General features: G+C 38.3%; 18 protein-coding genes. 6 read left to right on the forward strand and 12 right to left on the reverse strand.

Annotated elements, in window-relative coordinates; translation table 11 throughout:
* Window positions 1-17: 17 nt before the first annotated feature.
* Window positions 18-1,358: an aminotransferase class III-fold pyridoxal phosphate-dependent enzyme gene (locus IGJ39_RS11720; protein ID WP_019724175.1), complete on the reverse strand. Its 1,341-nt coding sequence runs from the start codon at window positions 1,356-1,358 to the stop codon at window positions 18-20.
* A 285-nt stretch (window positions 1,359-1,643) separates the two neighbouring features.
* On the opposite strand from IGJ39_RS11720, the gene IGJ39_RS11725 reads away from it, so the two are divergent.
* Window positions 1,644-2,672: an AEC family transporter gene (locus tag IGJ39_RS11725; RefSeq protein ID WP_438764797.1), complete on the forward strand. Its 1,029-nt coding sequence runs from the start codon at window positions 1,644-1,646 to the stop codon at window positions 2,670-2,672.
* A gap of 39 nt (window positions 2,673-2,711) precedes the next feature.
* Window positions 2,712-3,719, forward strand: coding sequence for an NAD(P)-dependent oxidoreductase (locus IGJ39_RS11730; RefSeq protein WP_195273320.1), 1,008 nt, complete (start codon window positions 2,712-2,714; stop codon window positions 3,717-3,719).
* A 321-nt stretch (window positions 3,720-4,040) separates the two neighbouring features.
* On the opposite strand, the gene IGJ39_RS11735 is transcribed toward IGJ39_RS11730, so the two are convergent.
* On the reverse strand, window positions 4,041-4,673 hold the full coding sequence (locus IGJ39_RS11735) for an NAD(P)H-binding protein (protein ID WP_019722282.1): 633 nt from the start codon (window positions 4,671-4,673) through the stop codon (window positions 4,041-4,043).
* A gap of 172 nt (window positions 4,674-4,845) precedes the next feature.
* Between IGJ39_RS11735 and IGJ39_RS11740 the strand changes: the two genes are divergently transcribed.
* Window positions 4,846-5,754 (forward strand): cation transporter, encoded by a 909-nt coding sequence (locus tag IGJ39_RS11740; RefSeq protein WP_019722283.1) that lies wholly within the window; start codon window positions 4,846-4,848, stop codon window positions 5,752-5,754.
* Window positions 5,755-5,864: 110 nt separating this feature from the next.
* Here the strand turns inward: IGJ39_RS11740 and IGJ39_RS11745 are convergent, their stop codons facing one another.
* The 4 genes from IGJ39_RS11745 to IGJ39_RS11760 form a co-directional block, all read right to left on the reverse strand.
* Window positions 5,865-8,882, reverse strand: coding sequence for a polysaccharide lyase 8 family protein (locus IGJ39_RS11745; RefSeq protein ID WP_019722284.1), 3,018 nt, complete (start codon window positions 8,880-8,882; stop codon window positions 5,865-5,867).
* A 137-nt stretch (window positions 8,883-9,019) separates the two neighbouring features.
* Window positions 9,020-9,820 carry a PTS system mannose/fructose/sorbose family transporter subunit IID gene (locus IGJ39_RS11750; RefSeq protein WP_029593929.1) on the reverse strand — a complete coding sequence of 267 codons (801 nt, stop codon included), beginning with the start codon at window positions 9,818-9,820 and terminating at the stop codon, window positions 9,020-9,022.
* Window positions 9,813-10,610, reverse strand: coding sequence for a PTS mannose/fructose/sorbose/N-acetylgalactosamine transporter subunit IIC (locus IGJ39_RS11755; protein WP_010734299.1), 798 nt, complete (start codon window positions 10,608-10,610; stop codon window positions 9,813-9,815). Before IGJ39_RS11755 ends, IGJ39_RS11750 begins: the two co-directional genes overlap by 8 nt.
* A 17-nt stretch (window positions 10,611-10,627) precedes the next feature.
* Entirely contained in the window at window positions 10,628-11,551 is a 924-nt protein-coding gene (locus IGJ39_RS11760; RefSeq protein WP_019722286.1) for a PTS mannose/fructose/sorbose transporter subunit IIAB, read from the reverse strand.
* Window positions 11,552-11,768: 217 nt separating this feature from the next.
* On the opposite strand from IGJ39_RS11760, the gene IGJ39_RS11765 reads away from it, so the two are divergent.
* The 3 genes from IGJ39_RS11765 to IGJ39_RS11775 all read left to right on the forward strand — a co-directional run bounded on the left by IGJ39_RS11765 (window position 11,769) and on the right by IGJ39_RS11775 (window position 15,706).
* Complete coding sequence (locus tag IGJ39_RS11765) at window positions 11,769-12,476, forward strand: GntR family transcriptional regulator (protein ID WP_029593931.1); 708 nt, start codon at window positions 11,769-11,771, stop codon at window positions 12,474-12,476.
* Between the two features lie 266 nt (window positions 12,477-12,742).
* Complete coding sequence (locus IGJ39_RS11770) at window positions 12,743-13,906, forward strand: glycoside hydrolase family 88 protein (protein ID WP_019722288.1); 1,164 nt, start codon at window positions 12,743-12,745, stop codon at window positions 13,904-13,906.
* 12 nt (window positions 13,907-13,918) lie between these two features.
* A complete protein-coding gene (locus IGJ39_RS11775; protein WP_019722289.1) occupies window positions 13,919-15,706 on the forward strand; it encodes a glycoside hydrolase family 35 protein in 1,788 nt (595 codons plus the stop codon).
* Window positions 15,707-15,769: 63 nt separating this feature from the next.
* On the opposite strand, the gene IGJ39_RS11780 is transcribed toward IGJ39_RS11775, so the two are convergent.
* The 6 genes from IGJ39_RS11780 to IGJ39_RS11805 all read right to left on the reverse strand — a co-directional run bounded on the left by IGJ39_RS11780 (window position 15,770) and on the right by IGJ39_RS11805 (window position 21,450).
* Entirely contained in the window at window positions 15,770-16,906 is a 1,137-nt protein-coding gene (locus IGJ39_RS11780; protein ID WP_019722290.1) for an AI-2E family transporter, read from the reverse strand.
* 107 nt (window positions 16,907-17,013) lie between these two features.
* On the reverse strand, window positions 17,014-17,727 hold the full coding sequence (locus tag IGJ39_RS11785; RefSeq protein WP_019722291.1) for an MgtC/SapB family protein: 714 nt from the start codon (window positions 17,725-17,727) through the stop codon (window positions 17,014-17,016).
* A 140-nt stretch (window positions 17,728-17,867) separates the two neighbouring features.
* Window positions 17,868-18,569, reverse strand: a complete 702-nt coding sequence (gene nagB / locus IGJ39_RS11790) for a glucosamine-6-phosphate deaminase (RefSeq protein ID WP_019722292.1) — start codon at window positions 18,567-18,569, stop codon at window positions 17,868-17,870.
* Window positions 18,570-18,761: 192 nt separating this feature from the next.
* Entirely contained in the window at window positions 18,762-19,280 is a 519-nt protein-coding gene (locus IGJ39_RS11795; protein ID WP_019722293.1) for a hypothetical protein, read from the reverse strand.
* 212 nt (window positions 19,281-19,492) lie between these two features.
* Complete coding sequence (locus IGJ39_RS11800) at window positions 19,493-20,692, reverse strand: MFS transporter (RefSeq protein ID WP_019722294.1); 1,200 nt, start codon at window positions 20,690-20,692, stop codon at window positions 19,493-19,495.
* Between the two features lie 80 nt (window positions 20,693-20,772).
* The gene (locus tag IGJ39_RS11805) at window positions 20,773-21,450 is read right to left on the reverse strand and encodes a TVP38/TMEM64 family protein (protein ID WP_019722295.1); all 678 of its coding nucleotides are present in this window, start codon (window positions 21,448-21,450) and stop codon (window positions 20,773-20,775) included.
* Window positions 21,451-21,888: the final 438 nt, after the last annotated feature.

Here is a 21,888-nt window from a genome sequence, read left to right on the forward strand (position 1 = left end):
TTATATCCTCCTTTGAATTATTGTTGCTTTTGCCACTCCTCAAAGCCCATATGAATCGCATCGAATAGTTGATCTGCGTTTTCCTTTGAAAAGGTCAACGATGGTGAAATGATAATCGTTTGTAATTCATCACGTAGCAAGACGCCTGCATTGATGGCATAATCAGCCACGGCTTGTACATTCTTTGCTGTTTGTTCCACATCATATTTCCCTGTATTCTCAAAATCGATAGCGATCATCAAGCCTTTTCCACGAACATCACTAATGCAGTCATATGTTCCTTCAAGTCCTTTTAGACGTGCCAATAAATATGCACCGACTTCACGGGCATTTTCAACTAAGTTTTCTTCTTCCACAATACGTAAAGCTTCTAATGCTGCCACACAGCCGAGCGGATGTCCACCGTAAGTATGCCCATGGATAATGACATTAGCTCCATTGGTCGCTGATTCGATGCCTTCAACGATGCGTTTGTTAAAAACAGTAGCCCCTAGTGGAACATACCCAGAAGATAATCCTTTCGCTAGAACCATAGCATCTGGTTTGATGCCCCAGCCACGACTACCAAAAAGATGTCCTGAACGGCCAAAACCTGTCACCACTTCATCTGCAATCAATAAAATATCATAAGTGTCACAAACCTCCCTTAAAGCTGGCCAATAAGAAGTTGGTGGAACGATGATACCGCCAGCACCTTGGATCGGTTCAGCAATAAATGCAGCAATGTGATCTGCGCCAATCTGTTCAATCGTTTCAACTAGTTCAGCGATACAGTGTTTTGTTAATTCTTCTGGATCTTGGCAATTCCATTTATTTTTCTTCAAATGCGGGGAAGAGACACGTACACAATCTTGTAAACCTGGACCAATAAATTCCCGATAGATTGGGTTGCCACCTATCGACGTTCCACCATAATGCATCCCATGATAGGCTTTTTCCAATGACAGAAATACTTTCTTTGTCGGTTTACCTACTGCTTGCCAGTATTGTCTTGTGATTTTTAAAGCAGTATCTACTGAATCACTTCCTCCAGAAGTAAAGAATACTTTCGCCATCTCTTCTTCTTGCGTCATTTGAATGATTTTTTCTGCCAATTCATATGCCTGGGGATGGGCAATATTCGTAAACAATTGATAGTAAGATAATTTTTCCATTTGATCAGCAATTGCTCGGTTCATTTCAGGGCGATTATGACCAACGTTCATACACCATAATCCACCGACACCATCGAGTAATTTTCTCCCCGTATCATCATAGATAAAATTCCCATCTCCACGTTCGATAACGATTGTTTCCTCTTCACTTGCTCGAGTATCCGTCATCGGATGCCAAAAATACTTTTTCTTGCGATTGTTCATATTATTCTCTCCTTTATCTGCTTTCCTGTTTACATGTTAAGACTAAAGGGTAGAACAACTCTAAGGTCAATCTTTTTTTATTCTTTTAATAAAATCGCTTACATTAAAAAAAGTAAAAAATCACTTATATAGAAGAAAAAATACTTTTGTGATTTTATTTGTAAAGCATATTGACCTTATAACGATTCTAACCTCTAGGATGTAATTGAGGAGGAGTGGTACACATGCACAGCTGATTAAATAAACAAATTAAAACATTCACAAGAATTGAGGAGGAAAATTTAAATGTCACTATCAGAAACATTAAGCAATGTCATCAACATGGAAATTATCAGTGCGATCACTTCCACACTGTTTATTATATTATTAGGTTACTTTTTAAGAAAGCGTGAGGTTTTCTCATCAGATGTCGGAAAGACTTTGTCTAAGGTCGTCTTAACTGTCGCAATTCCTGCATTAGCTTTTAATTCGTTTATGCAGGACTTGAATGATGAAGTATTGAATCAAGGAATCAACATTTTGATTCTCGGAATCTTAGTCCACGTTTTCTTGATTTTTCTAAGTAAATTCTTCTTTTTTAGATATGCACCAAATAAAGAAGACACATTGCGTGTACTCTCTATTTTCGGGTCAACAACATTCTTCGGTATTCCTGTCGTCGGTGCAGTCTTTGGCGCAGAAGGGATTTTGTACGCATCGATTTTTAACATTGGTTATCGTATCTTTTTATACTCTTATGCTTATCTAAAAATGAGCGGATTGAAAATGGCACGCAAGAATATTAGAGAAATGATCTTGAACCCAATCGTATTGGCAACGTTTATCGGATTATTTATTTGGCTCTTCCAAGATAGCTTACCTCAAATTGCTCAGTCTAGTTCTGAATCTATTGCTTTTTTAAGAATCGATCAGACGTTGCCATGGCTATTTAAACCTTTGACGTTCCTCTCTAGTTTAGCCTCCCCACTCGCTTGGTTGGCAATCGGGATCACATTAGGCGATCTGCCATTCGGAAAAACCCTCAGCAGTCACACCTCTTGGTACTATTCATTCATCAAAATCATTGTCTTCCCACTTGTGATTTTACTTTCAATTTTACTGTTGAACGCAATGAATATTTTACCAGTGAATTCAGTTGGTCTAAGTACGATGATCATTATGATGGCTACTCCAGCTGCAACAGTTGCGGTTGCTTATGCCATCAATTTTGAAAAAGAAGCAGTACTTGCCTCTAACGCCTCTTTACTTTCTACACTCTTCTCGATCGTCTTAATCCCTATCTGGATCATCGTCTTAAACTTGATTGGAAATTAACCCACATTATATAATTAATTAACGAAAGGAAACTATACTATGAAAAATTTAAATGTTGTATGTTATGGTGTTCGCCCTGCTGAAAGATCTCTCTTTCAGCAGTTGAATGTCCACGGATTCAACTTGAAACTAGTAGAAGATTTATTAAATGAGACAAATTACGCAGAAGCAAAAGGAATGGATGCCATCATCGTTCGAGGAAATTGTTTAGCAAATCGCATGAATATCGAACGCTTTGCCCAATTCGGGATCAAGTTCCTCCTCACGCGTACAGTGGGGACAAATCATATTGATTTAATGGCAGCTCACGATCATGGAATGCAAGTCGCGTATGTACCATTTTATTCACCAAATGCAATCGCTGAATTATCTGTTACTTTAGCAATGATGCTTTTACGTAGAACAACTCATACAACGAATAAAACAGCTTCTTATAATTTTACGATTGATCGCTTTATGTTCAGTAAAGAAGTCCGAAACTGTACAGTTGGAATCGTTGGCGTGGGGAACATCGGACTAACAGAAGCAAAACTTTTCAAAGGATTAGGCGCAACGGTGATTGGGAATGATCTATATCCAAGTGAAGAAGCAAAAGCATTCATCGAATTTAAGTCGCTTGATGACTTACTGGCAGAAAGTGATATCGTCAGTATCCATATTCCTTACATCCCCGGTAAAAATGAACGTTTCATTAATAAAGATTTTATCGAAAAAATGAAGGATGATGCGATTTTGATCAACACTGCTAGAGGGGAATTACAGGATAATCAAGCAATCCTTGATGCGTTGACGAGCAAAAAACTATCTGGATTTGGTACAGATGTCTTGCCTAATGAAGCGCTGATTTTCAACAAAAATTTTGATGAAGATCCGTTATTGATCGATGCAACAGCTAAGGCGCTGATCGATATGTATCCGCGAGTGATCATTACTCCACATATTGGTTCGAACACCGACGAAGCAGTATCTAATATGATCGAAACAAGTTTTGACAATCTTTATAAAATGTTCAATCAATTGGACTGTGCCAACATGCTTTCTAGTTAGGCTGGAGCATTGACGTCAAAGAACTAGCGATCTGATATTGAGATAGAAGTGTTTCCCCTCAACAAACAAGGCGGCAACCATAAGAATTGCTCTTCCAATTTTTGTGGCTGTTGCCTTATTTTAAAAGAGACTACTTGATTCTCGCCGTTGACTCATTTCTATAATCACAGACAAAAGTGAATCTTACGTTTGTTTTAACTACTTTCCTTTCGATCATCACAAAAAATAGTAAGACAGAATCCCCAGAAAATCAAAGATACTTTCTGGGGGTCCTGCCTTATTTTTCAAAGCTGAAAACTTCTGTCAAACCTCAATTATTTTTTACTCGTGTATTTTTCCCTTTGCTGTTAATGCAATAGAGTCATACATATGAGTAGTTGGCTCGTTGATCAAAGTTGCTAGGTACTTCCCTACAGTTTGTCGGCTGATTTCACCAATGTAACTTTTTCCGTTTCTATTCTCGATACGAATATCCTCAACGATCTCTTTATCGGTTAACCAATTAGGGCGGATGATGGTAAAGTCTAGCTGACTGTTCTCAATCAAATCTGCTGCAATACGCTGATCCCCTAAATAAGTATCAGGATCGCGATAGTCGCCCAACTCTGCAACTTCTTCTTCGTCATTGAAGTCAACTTCACCGTAGATCCCAAGTGTTGCCATCCAATATACGCGTTTGATCTTATTCTGGTTCATCGCCTCGATCACATGTTTAGCTAAAGGCACCATATTGTAAGGACCTAAGCAAGAATAGACGATATCAATGCCTTTCATTGCATGAACCAAATCATCTAGATTCATCGCATCACCAATGATACTTCGCTCCTTATCAAAGACTTTATCCGGATTTCTCAAAAATAAAGTGACATTCACAGTAGGATCATTTTTTAAAAATTCATAGCTATATTTAGCAATTGGTGCTGATGCACCAAGAATCAATACGTTCTTTTTCAATCTATTTCCACCTCTAGTTTTGATTTTTTATTTGTACAACGCTCCTCCTTTGAGTAAGATGATTAAAGTATAAGGCTTAGAACGACTCTAACCGCAAGTAGTTATTCGCATCTTTTATTACAATTAATATGATTCTCAAAAAAGCATTTATTCCAGAAAGGATTTTAGTTATATGAAAAATACACAAAAAATAAAAAAATTATTAACCGCCTCCATCATTGCAGGAACCGTTTATGGTCTTTTAGCGCTACTTACGGGATTGATGATCAATTACAACGTCCTCTTGCTTGATGGTGTCTATACGATGGTCGGTGCGCTGATGTCTCTGATCGCATTATATATTGCTAAGTTTATCCAGACACAAGATTTTGAACGTTTTCCATTTGGAAAGGAATCACTGATGCCCTTGGTTGTTTTTATCCAATACAGTATCATCCTTTTGATTTCTTCCTATGGCCTGATTGAGTCTTTTTTCAGTTTGCTTTATGCAGATACCTACGTTGATTTAGCGATTGGTTTGCCTTTTTCTTTGTTTGGGACACTCTTTTGTTTTGTCTTTTATCTTTATTTGAAAAAAAATCCGATCAATCATTCCTTTTATAAGGTGGAGCTGGAACAATGGCGCTTCGGTTTTCTATTCAGTTTAGGAGTCGTGGTCTCGATCATCGTCTCTGGTGTACTAGCAAAAACGCCATATCTTGCAATCGCCCAACTGATCGACCCTGTGATTTCCATTGGAATCACCATTTTCTATATTTATCTATCGGTGACTGAAATCAAAAATGCCACATTAGAACTTACTTATGCACCCCCAAAATATGAATTGCGCGAAAAAATATTGTTAGTAGTTGATAAGCTCTTGCAAAATGTCGCTATCGAAACCTATGTCTTACGAATCGCAAAGGTAGGGGATCAAGTCATTCTTGAACTAGACATTGTGATTTTACCCGATAGTGAATTAGATAGTATCCGCGCGCAAGATCATCTAAGAGATAAACTCAACCGCAAAGTAACTGAAGGTTTCTCTGACTATTCTTTATGGTTGAATATCAACTTTATCGGTGATCTCAAGTGGGCTTAAGAAAGAGCGTACTTTATAAAAAAACAGAAGCTCCTCCAATACGAAAACGATTGGGAAGCTTCTGTTTTTTTCAATTGATCTGTGTTTAATTATGACTTAGAAAGGTAGATCTATTTAACAACAATCGTTTTACTTTCAAACTGTGCGAAGTCAATGGTGAATGTGTGCGTTTGACTATCATAGATGATCCCCTCAGTCATAGACACCACGTCAATAAAATCACTTGGTAAACTAAGCGTTACTGGTTCAGTTTGTTGCGTTGGATTGGCAATTGTATAAACTGTTTGTTCTGCCTTCGTTTGTTTTAGTAAAGAAATTGGTTTATTCGTTTTGATCCCTGCCATTTCTCCGCCTTGTTCTTGCCAAAAATTGATGCCTAAGTAACCAGAGGTTTTCACTTCGACTGCTTGGATTTCTTTGGTATTTTGCAAAATCGCAACTGGCTGTTTTGCTGCATAATCTGCTAATTCCGATTGAGTCGTGCCGGGCAACATCACGTAGGCATATTCGGCATCTTTTGGTTGCTGTCCATGGTTGATTGAGAAGGTGCGGTAGTCACCTGCATATTGTGTATCACTAGGAAATGCTTCATTGATTTCTCGATAAGTACCTGTACGTGTCTCACTGATCACATCGACTGTTTCCTTTTGTGGGAAATAATAACCGATCGACGCATGTTGATGATCTGATTCTAGCAATAACCAAGAGGTCTCCTTCGTTTGTTGTGACTGATCAATCATTCCTGTATCCGAAAGTACTTGATACGTATACGAATCATTTAATAAACGATTATCGACAATTGTTTCGATTGAGGCAGTTGTATCTCCTGTAATACCAGCACCTAAAGCAATGATTTGCCCATCCAATGTAAACCATGACTTCTTCCCTTGTACATTCATCGGTAAAGTCGTTCCATTATTCTTTGTTCCTTCTTTGTTAAGAGCCATCCCTACTACACCTTGATCTCCAGCAGCGGCACCGCCTACCCATGTTTCATTTGAAGTCACTGTAGTAAATGCTGAAACTTCATCTGCTAAAGGAACTGTATCAATGGTCGTACCAGGTAAACGATAAGGATCGACTGTTGGCCAATAACTCGGACCGAATTGGACTTGGTCATCATTGTAAAGATAAATCATCCCGTCAGACGTATGCCAGCCTCGTTGATTTTCCAGATTTCCTGCTTCAAATGAAGAGATTCGCTTCGAATACATGCTTAATCCTAAATGGTAATTCTCTGTTCGTTGGACAAATCGATCCATTGCATGGTACATCTTTGTTCCGATGAACGGTAGTTGCTTACCCATCACCGTGGTATTAGCCAATAGCTCCGTTGTCATCATCAAATCATTGTAATCTCTCGTATTTGTCAAATAATAGTCAGGATTAGACAGCATCCAATATTTCACTGCTTCCTTTAATGCTTTTTGCTGTGTTTCAGGTGCAAATTTCGCCACGATCATTAAATTATACATCGTTGTTGATCCGTAACCCGTTTTTGTCGCAGCGGGCGTTCGAGAAATGGAGCGTCCATTGACTAAAGGCAACATTTCACCTTGATACACTAATGGGATAAATGCCGATTGTACGTTATCAACAAAGGACTTTATTTGATCAGCTGTCAACGTATAGCGAGATTCTTTGACGATCGATAAAATTTGGCCTACGCCTTTGACTAGTACATTCCCATAAGAGCCTGTATAAGGGATCGTTTCATGCTGGATAAATGAACCGTCTTGATAAAATCCATCTCCATGGGTCACCAATTTAAAGACATCTGTGATACTCTCAACTGCTTGTGTCACTTTCGCTGGATCATTTTGTAAGAGCCCTAGTCCTAAAACAGTTTGCGCTAAATCTATGCGATTCGCACCAGTGGTTGAAAAATTTGGTATAAAATCAAGCGCGACAAAAGTTCCTTGTGGTTTTGTGTAGAGTTGTTTAAATGGATCGGGTACATATTTACTCAACACTGTCGTATACTCTTGAAGTTTCTCCTCTGGCACGTCTTCATCCAGTACCATCAAAATCGCCACAAATTTTTGAGCTACTCCGATTTGCCAATCCCACCAATTGCCATGATACTTTGTTCCATCATAGCCTTTTTTTGTGATCATAAAATCTAACCCACTTTGAATCGCTTGACTGATGACTTCATCTTGATAAAAACTTGTCCCATTCGTTCCATATGCTAACGCTAGTTTTTGCAACTTTGTAAATTGCGTGGTTAAATCTGCCGAAGTGGTATTCCCAGATTCTAATGGCCACAGATACGTGCGGTCAGGATCTTGATCCATTGTATTGTAAAGTCTTTCTGCTTCATCAGAAAGAGCGTTTACATAATTGGCAATCGCTGGATTAGCTAAATCGGTCGTTGTTGACACAAGTTGATCTTTCCAGTTTGCTTTCATTGTTTGAAATTCTTCTGTCGGTTCTTCCACTTGCAGACTATTGACCGCTCCACTACGCATGGAATAAATAGTTAATTTACTCTCATTCCCAAATAACCGAATCCCTGAATAACCTGACCAGTCCCCATTGATCGTTGTCCCATCAGAATAAAGAACTTCTTGATTTTCATACAACAAACGGTCGTTCAAATATGCTTGGAACGATGTTCCTTCATATCTTAGTAACAATTTATAGGTTTGTCCTGAAATCAGTGTAGGACCTTTGATGGCTGTCAACCATTTCCCCCCAGGCTGCCCCAATTGCCATTCACCATTTCGCATATAGGCAAACGATTGCCAGTTCGATGTCGTCTGGTCATTTCCTCGAAAAACTAGTCCAAAATTGGTTTGTCCTTCATATAGAAACGTGTATTCTAAATCACCTGAGCTGCGGACACCTGCATCTAGTAATAACGACACAGACTCAAATTGTTGATTAACCTTCTGATTGGCGATCTGTAACCGATTCTCGTTGGTATGTTTATCTGCTTTTCCAACAATGTCTTGCCAAGTACCTAAATGCTGCGAAAAATCTGACTCATAGTTTCCTGATGTCGTACTTTTTTGTGTTTCAGTTTGTGTTTCTTCTGCACCGACTTGTTGACTGTACCCTAACCCAATACCAACGAATAAACTACACCCTAATGTCACCACTAATTTTGTTGACCAACGCTTCATTTTGTTCTCCTTTTTGATTATAGATATTTTTTGAACTAAAAAAATCTGCAAGAAAGGCGCATTCTTATTTCGAACGATTCTTTCTTGCAGATCGGATCACGACCTTGCGATCACTTCATTCATTTTTTATGAATCATTTAAGCTAAGATCCCGGCAGCACTTAATGCAATCGAAAGAATCAAAATGATCCAGATCACGCGAGTTGAATTCAATTTCTTCTGACCTAACATCCAGTAAGTCAATAAGACTAATAAAACCGGTACTAATGAAGGTAAGATCGCATCTAATGTATCTTGAACAACTAACTCCACCCCATTTTGTTTGTAAACGAAAGGAACCGTTGCTTTGATAACTGACGGAATCAAGGCACCAATAACTGTGATCCCTAAAACAGTTGCTGCGTTAGTGAATGCTGTTAGTTTATTTTTCAGAGTCGTAACTAATTTAACTCCTTGCTTATAGCCAAGTGGTAATAATGCTGCTCGTCCAAAAAGTAAAGCGATATTGGCAATGATCCAGATCACACAGCCAACGACTGATCCGCTTTGTGCCAATGTACCTGCGATTGAACCAAAAATCGTTCCCCAGATGACATGGAATAATGAATCGCCTACCCCTGCCAATGAACCCATCAACGCTGTTTTCAACGCGACAATCGTATCTTTTGCTTTGTAACCATCTTCTTCTTCAATTGCCACATCGATCCCCATGATCAAGTTCCCAAAAATCGCATTCGTATTGAAAAATTGATTGTGGGTATTCATCATATCTTGTAATTGTGATTTGTCTTCCCCATAGAATTTTTTCAGTACAGGTAAAATACCATAGAGATAACCGGTACTCATCATACGCTCATAGTTCCAATTCAATTGGCTACCAAGGATATAGCGCCAACTGATGACATTCAATTCTTTTTTCGTTAACTTTTGATTACTCATCGCCATCAAAACCTCCTTCAAGTGTTCCAGTGGTTGTCACTGTTTGAGCAGTTGCTTCTTTTTCGTTATCTCGTTTGAATACTAACAATGCAGCAATAACACCAACGATTGAAATACCAAGCATTGGTACTTGTAGATAGGCTGATAAGAAGAAACCTAAAAGTAAGTAAGGAATATACTGTTTTGCTGGTAAATAATGTAAAAGGATGGCCACACCGACAACTGGTAGTACGCCACCTGCTGTACGTAATCCATTCATCAACCATTCAGGTGTATTTTCTGTGATTGTTGAGACTGCTGCATCACCGACTAGTAACATCAATAAGATCGGAATTGCTCGAGAAAGCCCCCATAGGAATGAACCAGATAATACTAACCGTGGGATACTGTTGATACGCATATCTTCAATCGCACGATCTACACGGTGTAGCAAAAAGACATTACAGAAGCGAGCAACGACATCAAGCTGTAGCATCAGTAATGATACTGGTACAGCTAGACCGATCCCATATTCCGCGCCTTTACCAGAAATCACAGCAAACGCCGTTCCTAATACAGCGCCAGTAAAGAAGTCGGGTACAGATGCACCTCCAAAAGCCGCAATCCCTAAACGCATCAATTGAAGGGTTCCCCCTACCATCAAGCCAGTTTCTAAATCTCCCATGATCATCCCGGAGATCATTCCCGCAATGGCTGGTTGTGTCAACGTATTTGAAATAAGTGAATCATTGATTGCAATAAAAGCATAAACTGTAATAAGAATAATTTGATACATGGCTAAATGTTGCATGATTATTTCCTCCTAAATCACTTTCTTAGTTTTTCCATAAAATCGATGACTGGATCATTTGGTACCAGTTGAGCGGTCACTTTTATGTCTTTGGCTGCGATTGCTTCAAACACTGCTTCTTCTTCTTTCATGACCTTGATGCTTTTCGTGATTTCTCTCGCACCTTCTTTATGACTCATGTTTCCTACATTGATTGCAGCCAGCTCACCGCCCGCTTCTAAATACCGCAAGACATCTGTCGGATTTTTAAAAAGTAAAAAAATACGTTGCTTGCCATATTTGCCAGATTGAACATTTTTTGCCGCCGCAGCAATAGTTAAAACGGATAGCCGCATAGATGTAGGCGCTGCCATTCTTAATGAAGATTTTTGTAAAGAATCCATTGCTGCCTCATCATTGATTACGATGATCCGTTGTGTATTCAAACTTGTGGACCAAATTCCTGCAACTTGACCATGAATCAAGCGTTCATCAATCCTTACATTGACAATATTCGCTTTGCCTTTAAATTCCTTATATTGTGCTAGATCTCCCTCTACGGCTTGCGTTTCTTCCGCTTCTGTTGCGATCATCTTGTTTTTGACATCTACGATACCCCCGCGTGCCAAATCGATCAACGCCTCGATCGTTGCTTGTGGATTAAGGGTCGCTTCCATGACTAAAGGTAAAGACATCCCAGCAATAATTGTAACTTCTTCATCTTCTAAGTAATTTTTTAGCGCTGTGTTGCATGGTGTCCCACCTAGCAGATCTGCAATAATCAAGGTCGAACCGTTAAGGGCTTTCATTTTCTCAGTTAATTCATGTTCAAATTGCAAATTATCGCCATCTGGTCTTAAAGAAAGTGTATGAACATGTTCTTGCACGCCAACAATCATCTCTAAACTGGCTTTGACTCCATCGGCCATGCTACCATGACTGACCAATAAGATATTTCTCATCTCTCTTCCCCCTTAAATAAACATCTAAGCTACTTAACATGTTAGCTATTGATTACGTACACTATATCACATATCAACTCAAACGTAAACCTAACATCTTAACATATTATATTTTTTTCTTAAAAAATTTAGTTCCAAAATTAATCCATTGCCACAAACAAGTTAACATGTTATGGTAAGATTAATTGAATACCGCAAAAAAAGGAGGTCTCATGTGGTGATTCCCAAATATGAACAAATTAAGCAAGAATTATTAGCTGAAATCAAAAATCATTTATTTGTTCCTGGAGATAAGTTTTACTCAGAAGCAGATATCAAGAAAAAATATTCTGTCAGCTCGATCACAGCCGTTAAAGCATTGAATGAACTTACAACCGCTGGCTATCTCTATCGCGTCCAAGGAAAAGGGACCTTTGTTTCTAAATCAAAAGTCTCTCAATCAGTCAAATTCTCTGATATCGAATTACATTCATTAGATAAAGAAAAGGTCAAGGTCGTTTCGATAGAAGAAGCGCAAGAACCTGACATTTTAGAAGAACTTGGACTACCGAAAAATGGTTCTTATTATCGCATCAAACGAGTGCGGTATTTTGAGGATATCCCTTTCCTTGTGCATATCACTCATCTGCCAAAACGTTTGGTCAAGGAGCCTATTAGTAAAGACTTATCTCAATACTCCAGTATCTACGAGAGAGTGAGAAAAGATTTTGGGATCGATCTCTTCTCTCTTTCATCTGTTGAGACGAATGAAATCGTCTTTCCCGATGATCCAGAATTATTGAACTTGTTAAAGTTAAGCTTTCGCGAACCAGTCGTCAAACAAGTCAAGCATTCTTTCCTAGCTGACCGTAGCGTAGCCGAATATATCATCAGTTACAAACACTGGAAATATTTCAAAACAAAAATCGAAGTAGAAGCAGAATAAGTATAACGGTAATAGCCGTAATTTCGCATCCATTGAATGAAATAAGCAAAACCAGAAGGAATCCATCAGACCGTTCTTTGAACGTTTTGTGGATTCCTTCTTAACTATATATATCTATCCATGATCAGAGTTACCTACTTAAAAAATAAATAAGGTTATTTATTTTCCGATTTTTCTGTTTTTTTATTTTGCCATTCGCTTTTTCTGATTATTTAGGTTATACTAGTTTAAAGTTAATATGTTAACAAATTAAGAGGAGTGGTATGATGGGATTACAACAAACAAAAGATTCCCTTATTTCCATAAGCAAGTCTGTCGATAGCGCCTGGCTAGCGAAACAAATTGATTGGTGTTGCCAAAAAATCGAACATAATATGACACGCTACGGTCTAGATTTTCCGTCGGCTTGCGCAACAAATGGGATCTATCGGATCAAACCTAATGATGACTGGACGAATGGCTTTTGGACTGGCATGTTATGGTTGGCTTATGAATGGACTGGCAAAGAGAAATTTCTCGTACGCGCCATGGAAAATATCCATAGTTTCAAAGAGCGTTTAACCACACATCACGTATTAGATCATCATGATATTGGTTTCTTATATAGTTTATCTGCTGGTGCAGGCTATCGTTTGACCGACAGCTTATTATGCAAAGAAGAATTGCTTCAAGCCGCAGATGTCTTACTTGCACGTTTTCAAGAAAAAGGACAATTTATCCAAGCCTGGGGCGCGTATGGCGATCCAAAAGAGTATCGCTTGATCATCGATTCATTGATCAACTTACCTTTATTGTTCCAAGCTTCTGAGATTTCAGGTAATGATCATTATCGAGAAGTAGCAAAGAAACATTACGAAACAGTGTTACGTACCGTTGTTAGAGAAAACGCAACAACTTTCCATACGTATTATTTTGATCCTTCAACCGGCACACCAACTCACGGTGCCACACATCAGGGAAATAGCGATGCGTCGATTTGGGCACGTGGACAAAGTTGGGCTGTTCTTGGGATTCCTTTAAATGAAAGTTATTTAAGATCTTCGTCTTTACCTAAAAATTATGAAGCAATCGTTGATGTCTTTTTGACACATTTACCAGAAGACCTTGTTCCTTATTGGGATTTTGATTTCACAGATGAATATCCTTCTGACAAAGATAGTTCCGCCTTAGCGATCACCGCCTGTGGATTATTAGAAGCCGCAAAAATGGAAGCGTATCCTCAGTCTGAAGAATTAGCGAAAGGAATGCTCTACCAATTAGGCGAACATTACACATCCTTGTCCGAACCTGATAATGAAGGTCTACTACTACATGGCGTATATGCCCATGCAGAAGGTAAAGGAATCGATGAACCTAATCTTTGGGGCGATTATTTCTACCTAGAAGCTCTGATGCGTTTAGCAAAACCCTCGTGGAAAAAATATTGGTAAGGAGAAACCAACATGCAAACTTTTGAAATAAAAGAAGACTTTCTTTTAGATGGGCAACCGATCAAATTGATCAGTGGCGCCATTCACTATTTTCGTCTTCCTCAATCACAATGGGAAGATAGCTTATATAACTTGAAAGCATTGGGCGCAAATACTGTCGAAACCTATATTCCTTGGAATATCCATGAACCCAAAGAAGGCGAATTCAACTTCGAAGGAATGAATGATTTCACTGCTTTTGTTGCACTTGCTCAACAACTCGGACTAATGGTGATCCTACGTCCTTCTGTATACATTTGTGCAGAATGGGAGTTTGGCGGTCTACCCGCTTGGTTATTAAAAGAACCAGGTATTCGTTTGCGTTCGACGGATGAACGATTTATGACAAAAGTCAAAAAATACTATGATGCCTTACTGCCTAAGATCCTACCTTTGCAGATTTCAAACGGTGGCCCTGTTATCATGATCCAAATCGAGAATGAATATGGTTCTTATGGAATGGAAAAAGCGTATCTACGTGAAACGAAGCAACTACTAGAGAATGCCGGAATCACTGTTCCTCTATTTACTTCTGATGGTGCTTGGAATGAAGTATTGGATGCTGGAACGCTGATTGAAGATGATGTATTCGTCACTGGTAATTTTGGTAGTCATTCTAAAGAGAATAGTGCGGTCTTGCAAGCCTTTTTTGAGAAGCATGGGAAAAAATGGCCCTTGATGTGTATGGAATATTGGGATGGTTGGTTCAATCGCTGGGGCGAGCCGATCATCAAACGAGATGCTCAAGACCTAGCGAATGAAGTCAAAGATATGTTAAAAGTTGGTTCTTTGAATCTGTACATGTTCCATGGAGGCACCAATTTTGGTTTTTATAATGGCTGTTCTGCTCGTGGAAATACCGACTTACCGCAATTGACAAGCTATGACTACGATGCGTTGCTCACTGAAGCTGGTGAACCTACAGAAAAATATTATGCTGTCCAACAAGCAATCAAAGAAGTTTGCCCCGACGTATGGCAAGCAGAACCACGTACAAAACAATTAGACTCTCTTGGGAGTTACCCAATTGATACTAGCGTTTCTTTACTAAATACAAAAGAAACACTAGCAAAAGCGGTACCTACCGCATATCCTATGACGATGGAACAAGTCAGCAATGGATATGGCTATGTCTTATATTCCTTAGTGCTGAAAAACTATTACCATGAAAACAAAGTGCGGATCATCGAAGCAAGTGATCGAGTTTCCGTTTATGTGGACGAAACCTATCAATTGACGCAAGACCAAACAACGATCGGTGAAGAGTTCATGATCCAAGGAAAGACAGAAAGCGAAGAAATCCAATTAGATGTATTAGTAGAAAATCATGGAAGAGTCAATTATGGCTCAAAATTGAATAACCCGACCCAAACAAAAGGGATTCGTGGCGGAATCATGCAAGATATCCATTTCCATCAAGGCTATCTACATTATCCTTTGCCACTATCAGCCGAGCAACTTCAGCTGATCGACTATCAAGCTGGCAAAAATCCAGCTCACCCTTCGTTTTACCAGGTATCATTTGATGTAGCCGAGCCGGTAGATACGTATATCGATTGTTCCAACTATGGTAAAGGAGTGATTTTTGTCAATGGGATCAACCTTGGCCGCTATTGGAATCGTGGACCGATCTATTCACTTTATTGTCCAAAAGATTTCCTTAAAAAAGGGAAAAATGAAGTGGTGATTTTCGAAACAGAAGGCGTCGAGATCCACTCTTTAGATTTTCTCGCAGAACCGAAAGTTGAGCAAAGTGTTTGATAATGATAACTAAACAAAGACGAGGGTCATCATCTGATGACCCTCGTCTCTTTTCGTTGACAGTTATTCATGTTCTAATTCAATTTTCTTGGGTTGTTCTTCTGCTGGAACTTGTTCAAACTTCCGCAATAAATAAATCTTACGAATGTTCAATACTAATGTTTTGATCACCGCATACACAGGGATACAGATCAACATTCCCATGATCCCAGCAACACTTCCTGCACCGATCAATACTAAAATGATCGTTAGTGGATGAATGTTCATTGTTTTTCCGAAGAGTAATGGCTTGATCACATTGCCATCCAATTGTTGGATAACAAGAATAGATAACGCCATGTAGAGTGCTTGAAATGGCGAAATAAACAGTCCGACAATAATAGCTGGTACTGCACCAATAAAAGGGCCAACGTACGGTATGATATTCGTCACTCCGCAAACGACTGCCAGCAACAAACTATACGGCTGCTTGAAAATCGTCATTGCAATAAAACTCATCACGCCAATGATCACTGCATCCACGATCGTGCTACTGATATAAGCAGATAGTGTTTCATTCAACTCTCTGACCGTTTGGCGTAATTCTCCTCGAATTGCTTGAGGAAAGAAAGGCGATAACGCATCGATAAATTTATGTCCATCTTTGAACATAAATAATAAGATGAATGGGACAGTAAACAATAAAATAAAGAATTGCATCATAAAAGAAAGAATTCTTGAAACGCTCCCTGTCAGACTAACCAACAAGATATTGAACAAGTTGCTCAACGACAAATTGGCAGACGCAAACTGTTCTTCTAGATTCAATGAACGAAACTCTTCTCTTTGCATGATCTCAGTCAACCAACGACTTGTTTCGTCTGCATATGCAGGGATACTTCTGGTTAATTGCACTGCTTGATCAACCAATTGAGGCAAGATGTTCATGACGGTCAAAAAGACGATCACTAATAAAACGATCAATGTCAATAGATAGCCCAACACGCGTGGTACTCGATGTTTTTCTAAAAACAAGACAACTGGATTAAACATGTAATAGAAAAATCCAGCAATGATCAACGGCATAATGATTGCAGATGCCATTCTCAAAATCGGGTGAAACACATTTGGCATACGTAAAATAAAGAAAACGCCAATAATCGTTAAGACTAATTCCACTGTCCAAAACAACAATTTTGACTCTTTGAACCTTGAATACATAGATATCCTCCAAATTTCATGCTTACAGATACTCTTATTTTATCATTTATTCATCGGTAAAGCGCTATTTTTTCTTTTATTTCTTGTTATTTAAAAAAAGTGGTTACTCAGGTAGATAAACTAACCAGATGTAAGTTAGTAATATTTTTATACGTGGATAATTCTTCGATCACTTCTGCATACGTCAATCCTTTTGGTAAATCGATCGTATAAACATTCTTATAAATACGGTAATCATCCACAAATTTTACATCAAAATTGACATCCTCGATCGTAATGTTTCTTTTTTCAAAATAATCATTCAAGAAATCCTTGGTTTCTTTTCGATGAATAAATTGAATCACTAATTTTTTTGTTGTTGGTACATGGATGATGCGCTTCACTACAGTCAATGCAAACACAATACCGACGAAACTAATGAGTGCAATGGCATAAAAACCCATTCCGATTGCAATACCCAATCCTGCGATTGCCCAAAGTGATGCTGCGGTCGTTAACCCAGTCACTGATTGTTTCGTAACAATGATCGTACCTGCTCCTAAAAAGCCGACGCCACTGACAACTTGTGCGATCAAGCGAGCTTCATCTGAACGGAGGGTCCCAACTAATTCAGGATACTCTAATGCATTTCTCAACGCACCACTGGCAATTTCCACTTGGATCAAGGCAATAATACAAGCCCCCATACAAACCAAAATATGTGTACGCATCCCTGCTGGACGGTTTTTATATTGTCGCTCAAAACCAATTGCTCCGCCAAAAAGCAATGCGATACTCAATCGTATAATAATTTCTGGTATGGATAAAACCATATCCTCCATGAATATCCCCCCTCCTATCAAATATAGCACGACTAAAAAAAACAAACAAAATATAACTATTTTTTATGACCTAAAAAAAGCCACTGTGCCAGATCATCTGATAAAAACCAGATGATCTCCAGTGACTGAAATCTTTTCTATTATAATTTGCTTGCTGCTGCTTCATCAACAATGACTATCACGTCATCATGATTTTGCAAAGCACTTGCTGGCATATCTGTGGTAACAGGTCCGTTGATCATTCCTTTGATTGCTTCTGCTTTACTTTCGCCATAAGCCATCAAGACGATTTTTTTACCGTTTAGAATTGAGCCGATTCCCATAGAAACTGCTTTCGTTGGGACGTCTTCCACTTTATCAAAGAAACGTTTATTGGCATTGATTGTTGATTCAGTTAAATCAACAACACTTGTTTTCCCATCAAATGGAGCACCAGGCTCATTAAAACCGATGTGACCGTTTTGACCGATCCCTAAAATTTGGATATCGATTGGATGTTCTTCAATGATTTGGTCGTAGGATTGACAAGCTTGATCTAAATCAGCTGCTTTTCCATCAGGTACGAATGTTTCTTTAAATGGTTTCTTGTCAAATAATTCAACATTCATAAAATGGCGGTAGCTTTGATCATCTGAGCCACCTAGTCCAACATACTCATCCAAGTTAACAGAAGTCATGTTACTGAAATCCATGTCGCTTGAAGTCATTTCTTTATATAAAGTGATCGGCGTACTCCCTGTGGCTAAACCTAGAACTTTCGCACCATTTTCCATTCCATCTTTAATTATCTCAAAAGCTTTTTTTCCGCCTTCTTCAGCATTTTTCACACGAATGATTTCCATAACGATTACTCCTTTTGTTTTGGTATAGCCCAATTATAGCACCTTTATTTCAAAATGGCAATATCTGTATAGACCAAATATAAAAAAATCATTTATTAAGGTGTAACTATCATTATTCCGTTTACCAAAACAATCCCCTACAAATTTGAAAATAAATAATAGGTAAACAAAACATATCACAAAATTTCGTTCTTATGAGAATGATTCTAGCCTCTCTTGAAATTCTGATGAAAGGATATGGATTGAGGGTTTCTTTTTAATCTGTACAATGAGCTTTTTAGCGATCAAATATTGATTGATTTGTTTTAATTTAGGATAAGATATATTAAGGTGTTTTCTCAATTCAATATCTGTAATATATTCATTTACCTCATTATATAAATGACCTTGAATCAATACAAATAATACTTCAACCATATCTTTGTCTTTCAGATCCAATTGTTTAAGATTATTAATTGCATTATCTAGTTTGGCTTTTGCTATCTGTAGCTCTTCAATCACCTTAGTTTGTCCATCAATAATCAATTGATACATATTTTGTACAAACAGAGTCAAATCCGCTTTATTTCTCGGATTTGAAACTTCTTCGAATAACTTTCCATAAGCTTTTTTATCATGTGTGATTGCATTTGAAATTGTGATCCCAGTTAAAAGTAGAAAAAAAGTTAAATCTAGAGTTATACTCTTCCTCGAATTCGTTTCTATTTTCATAAAAAGTAATTTTTAATGGTATATAGCTCATTTTCACCACTTCTCCTTCACTCTATTTTAATAAAAAAACCATTTATTAAAATAGAATGCAATTTTTTCTTGATAACCAAGATATAAATCCATAATTATGCTATAACAAAATATACCAACTAAAAAGAACCTATCCTCTCCTTTAGTTGGTATACAAAATTTATATAGTTAATTAATTTATTCTAGCTTATTTTTCTTTTATCAGGATAAATAATTGCTTGAAAGATAAACGCGCACAATTGGAAAATCAGTCCCGTAACAGTCACACCTACCCAACCATAATGCTGCCACATCATTGAGCCTAATAAAGAGCCTGTTGCTCCACCGATAAAGTACATAAACATAAAAATCGTGTTGTTGCGGTTACTTGTTGCTTCGCCAAGACCTTGTACTCTGCTTTGATTCGCTACTTGCCCGAACTGGTTCCCAACATCTAATAAAATGATTGCAACTAATAGGACAGCAACATAGTCACCCGCAATGAATAAGGCTAGGAAACTGATTGTCTGCATCACTAAGCCCATGCCAACGATTCTTCTTTCTGAATAACTATCCGCCAAGCGGCCCACGATCGGCGCAGCTACTGCTCCCGACAAACCAAAGATTGCCAAGATCCCTGCTTCAAAAGTTCCCCAACCATAGGCTGGGCTACTGATATAAAAGATCAGCGTTGACCAAAAAAGCGAAAACGTTCCAAACATAAAAAAGCCATTGATTGCAGCTTCACGCAACAATCGTTGCTCTTTGACGAGTTTCGGTAAGCTTTTTAGTGAGGCAAGATAAGAGACTGTTGACTCTTTTTCCAACGTTCCTTGTGTTCTCGGTAATTTTAAATAGAGTAGCACAGTGAGCGCTCCAACTAGGCAAAGGGCAAATAGGTAAACACTACGCCAAGAAAACCAACTAGCAAGAAGTCCTGAAACAGTTCGAGAGAGCAAGATGCCCATTAGTAAACCACTCAATAAGATCCCCATGGTTTTTCCTCGCGCTGCTGGTCCTGCAAGTACGGCGCCGTAAGGAATAATGATTTGTGGAACAATCGATAGTAGACCAATCAAGAAAGAAGCAACTGCAAATAGAGCAAAGTTTGGTGCGAAAAAGGCTGCTAATAAGGATAGTGCAGATAATCCCGCCATGCGAATGATCAATTTAGGTCGATCGACGACATCCCCTAATGGAACTAAAAATAATAATCCTAATGCATAGCCTAACTGAGTCAGCATCGTCAACAAACCCACAGCACTCGTATTGACTGATAAATTTGCCGCTACTTTTGTGCCAATTGGTTGGATATAATACATATTTGCGACGACTACCCCACAGGTGATCGCTAATAATAAAATCAATGATTTCGAAAGCGGTGTTTGCTTATTCATTTCCATCGGATTCCCCCATTTCCTTTCTTAGTTTACAACTTCTTAGAATAATTGAAAACAGGGAGGCTCAAATAAAATAAATAAAGTTATTTAACTAAATGTTTTCTTCGATCTCGATAGATAATGACCACCAATACTGTTAAAACTAACACACTAGCGACCAAAACAAGTGCTTTTATATGTTCCCCATGAAACAATGCTTCTCCGCCACACGCATATAAAAGGGAAGATGGCACTACGCCGATAAGGATCGATAATAATAACTCACGAACCGAAAGATTTAAGGAGGTTGCGGCAAAGTTAACGACAGAAGACGGAATCACCGGTACCATATAGCCGATCATGACTCCTATTTTTGGATGCTTCATCCGACGTATTGCTTTGACCCAACGATTCTCTTTTTTACTATGATCCATAAAGGTTAAATGTTGCATCAAAACGATCGATAAGATATTTCCAAGTGCATTGCCTGTTACATTGATAACTGTTCCTAGAAATGGACCATAACTTAGGCCAACGACCACACCGATCACAGAAGTAGGAATACCTGGCACCGCACACATCAAACTGATCAATAACGTCAAAATAAACGCAGCAGATACTCCGTGTGAACGAATTTCTCGCATCCATTCTTTGCGACTTGCCCGTGGATCTAGCAATAAGTGGATATCTGGTCGATACTCTAAATAAAGTTGATAGCCAACAAACAAAATCAGCAGTAATCCTAAACCAATCAGTGTATTACGTATATATTGCTTTTTCATAGCGACTTCTTCTCCTCCTCAGACTTACTCACTGTTAGTGTATCATTAGATGAGGAAACAGAACAAACGTGATACTTAAAATACCAGACTTTCAATCACTATTATTCTAAACTTGCTGAAGACAATACAATTCGCTCAAAAAATACCGGAACTACTCATGTTAAAGTTTCGGTTCATAATCATGAATAGAAAAAGATTTAATTACTTTTATTTTGCAATAATTCACTGCTTTTAGTTTACCTTGGTGGCTTTAATATCTGGCTTTCTAATTTTTCATTTATTAATATTTCCTATTTCTTTCTACATCGTAAGAGGATTTTTCGATTCATCAGACTTTACTATCAGAAGATTTATTGTACATGAAGTCTATAGCTACGTTTAAATTCAATATTTGCCATTTTCATCACTGCTTTTATTGCTTCATCTGAAGAGTCGAAT

It is taken from the genome of Enterococcus sp. AZ140, from assembly GCF_051714405.1.
Taxonomy (GTDB): Bacteria; Bacillota; Bacilli; order Lactobacillales; family Enterococcaceae; genus Enterococcus_B; species Enterococcus_B pernyi.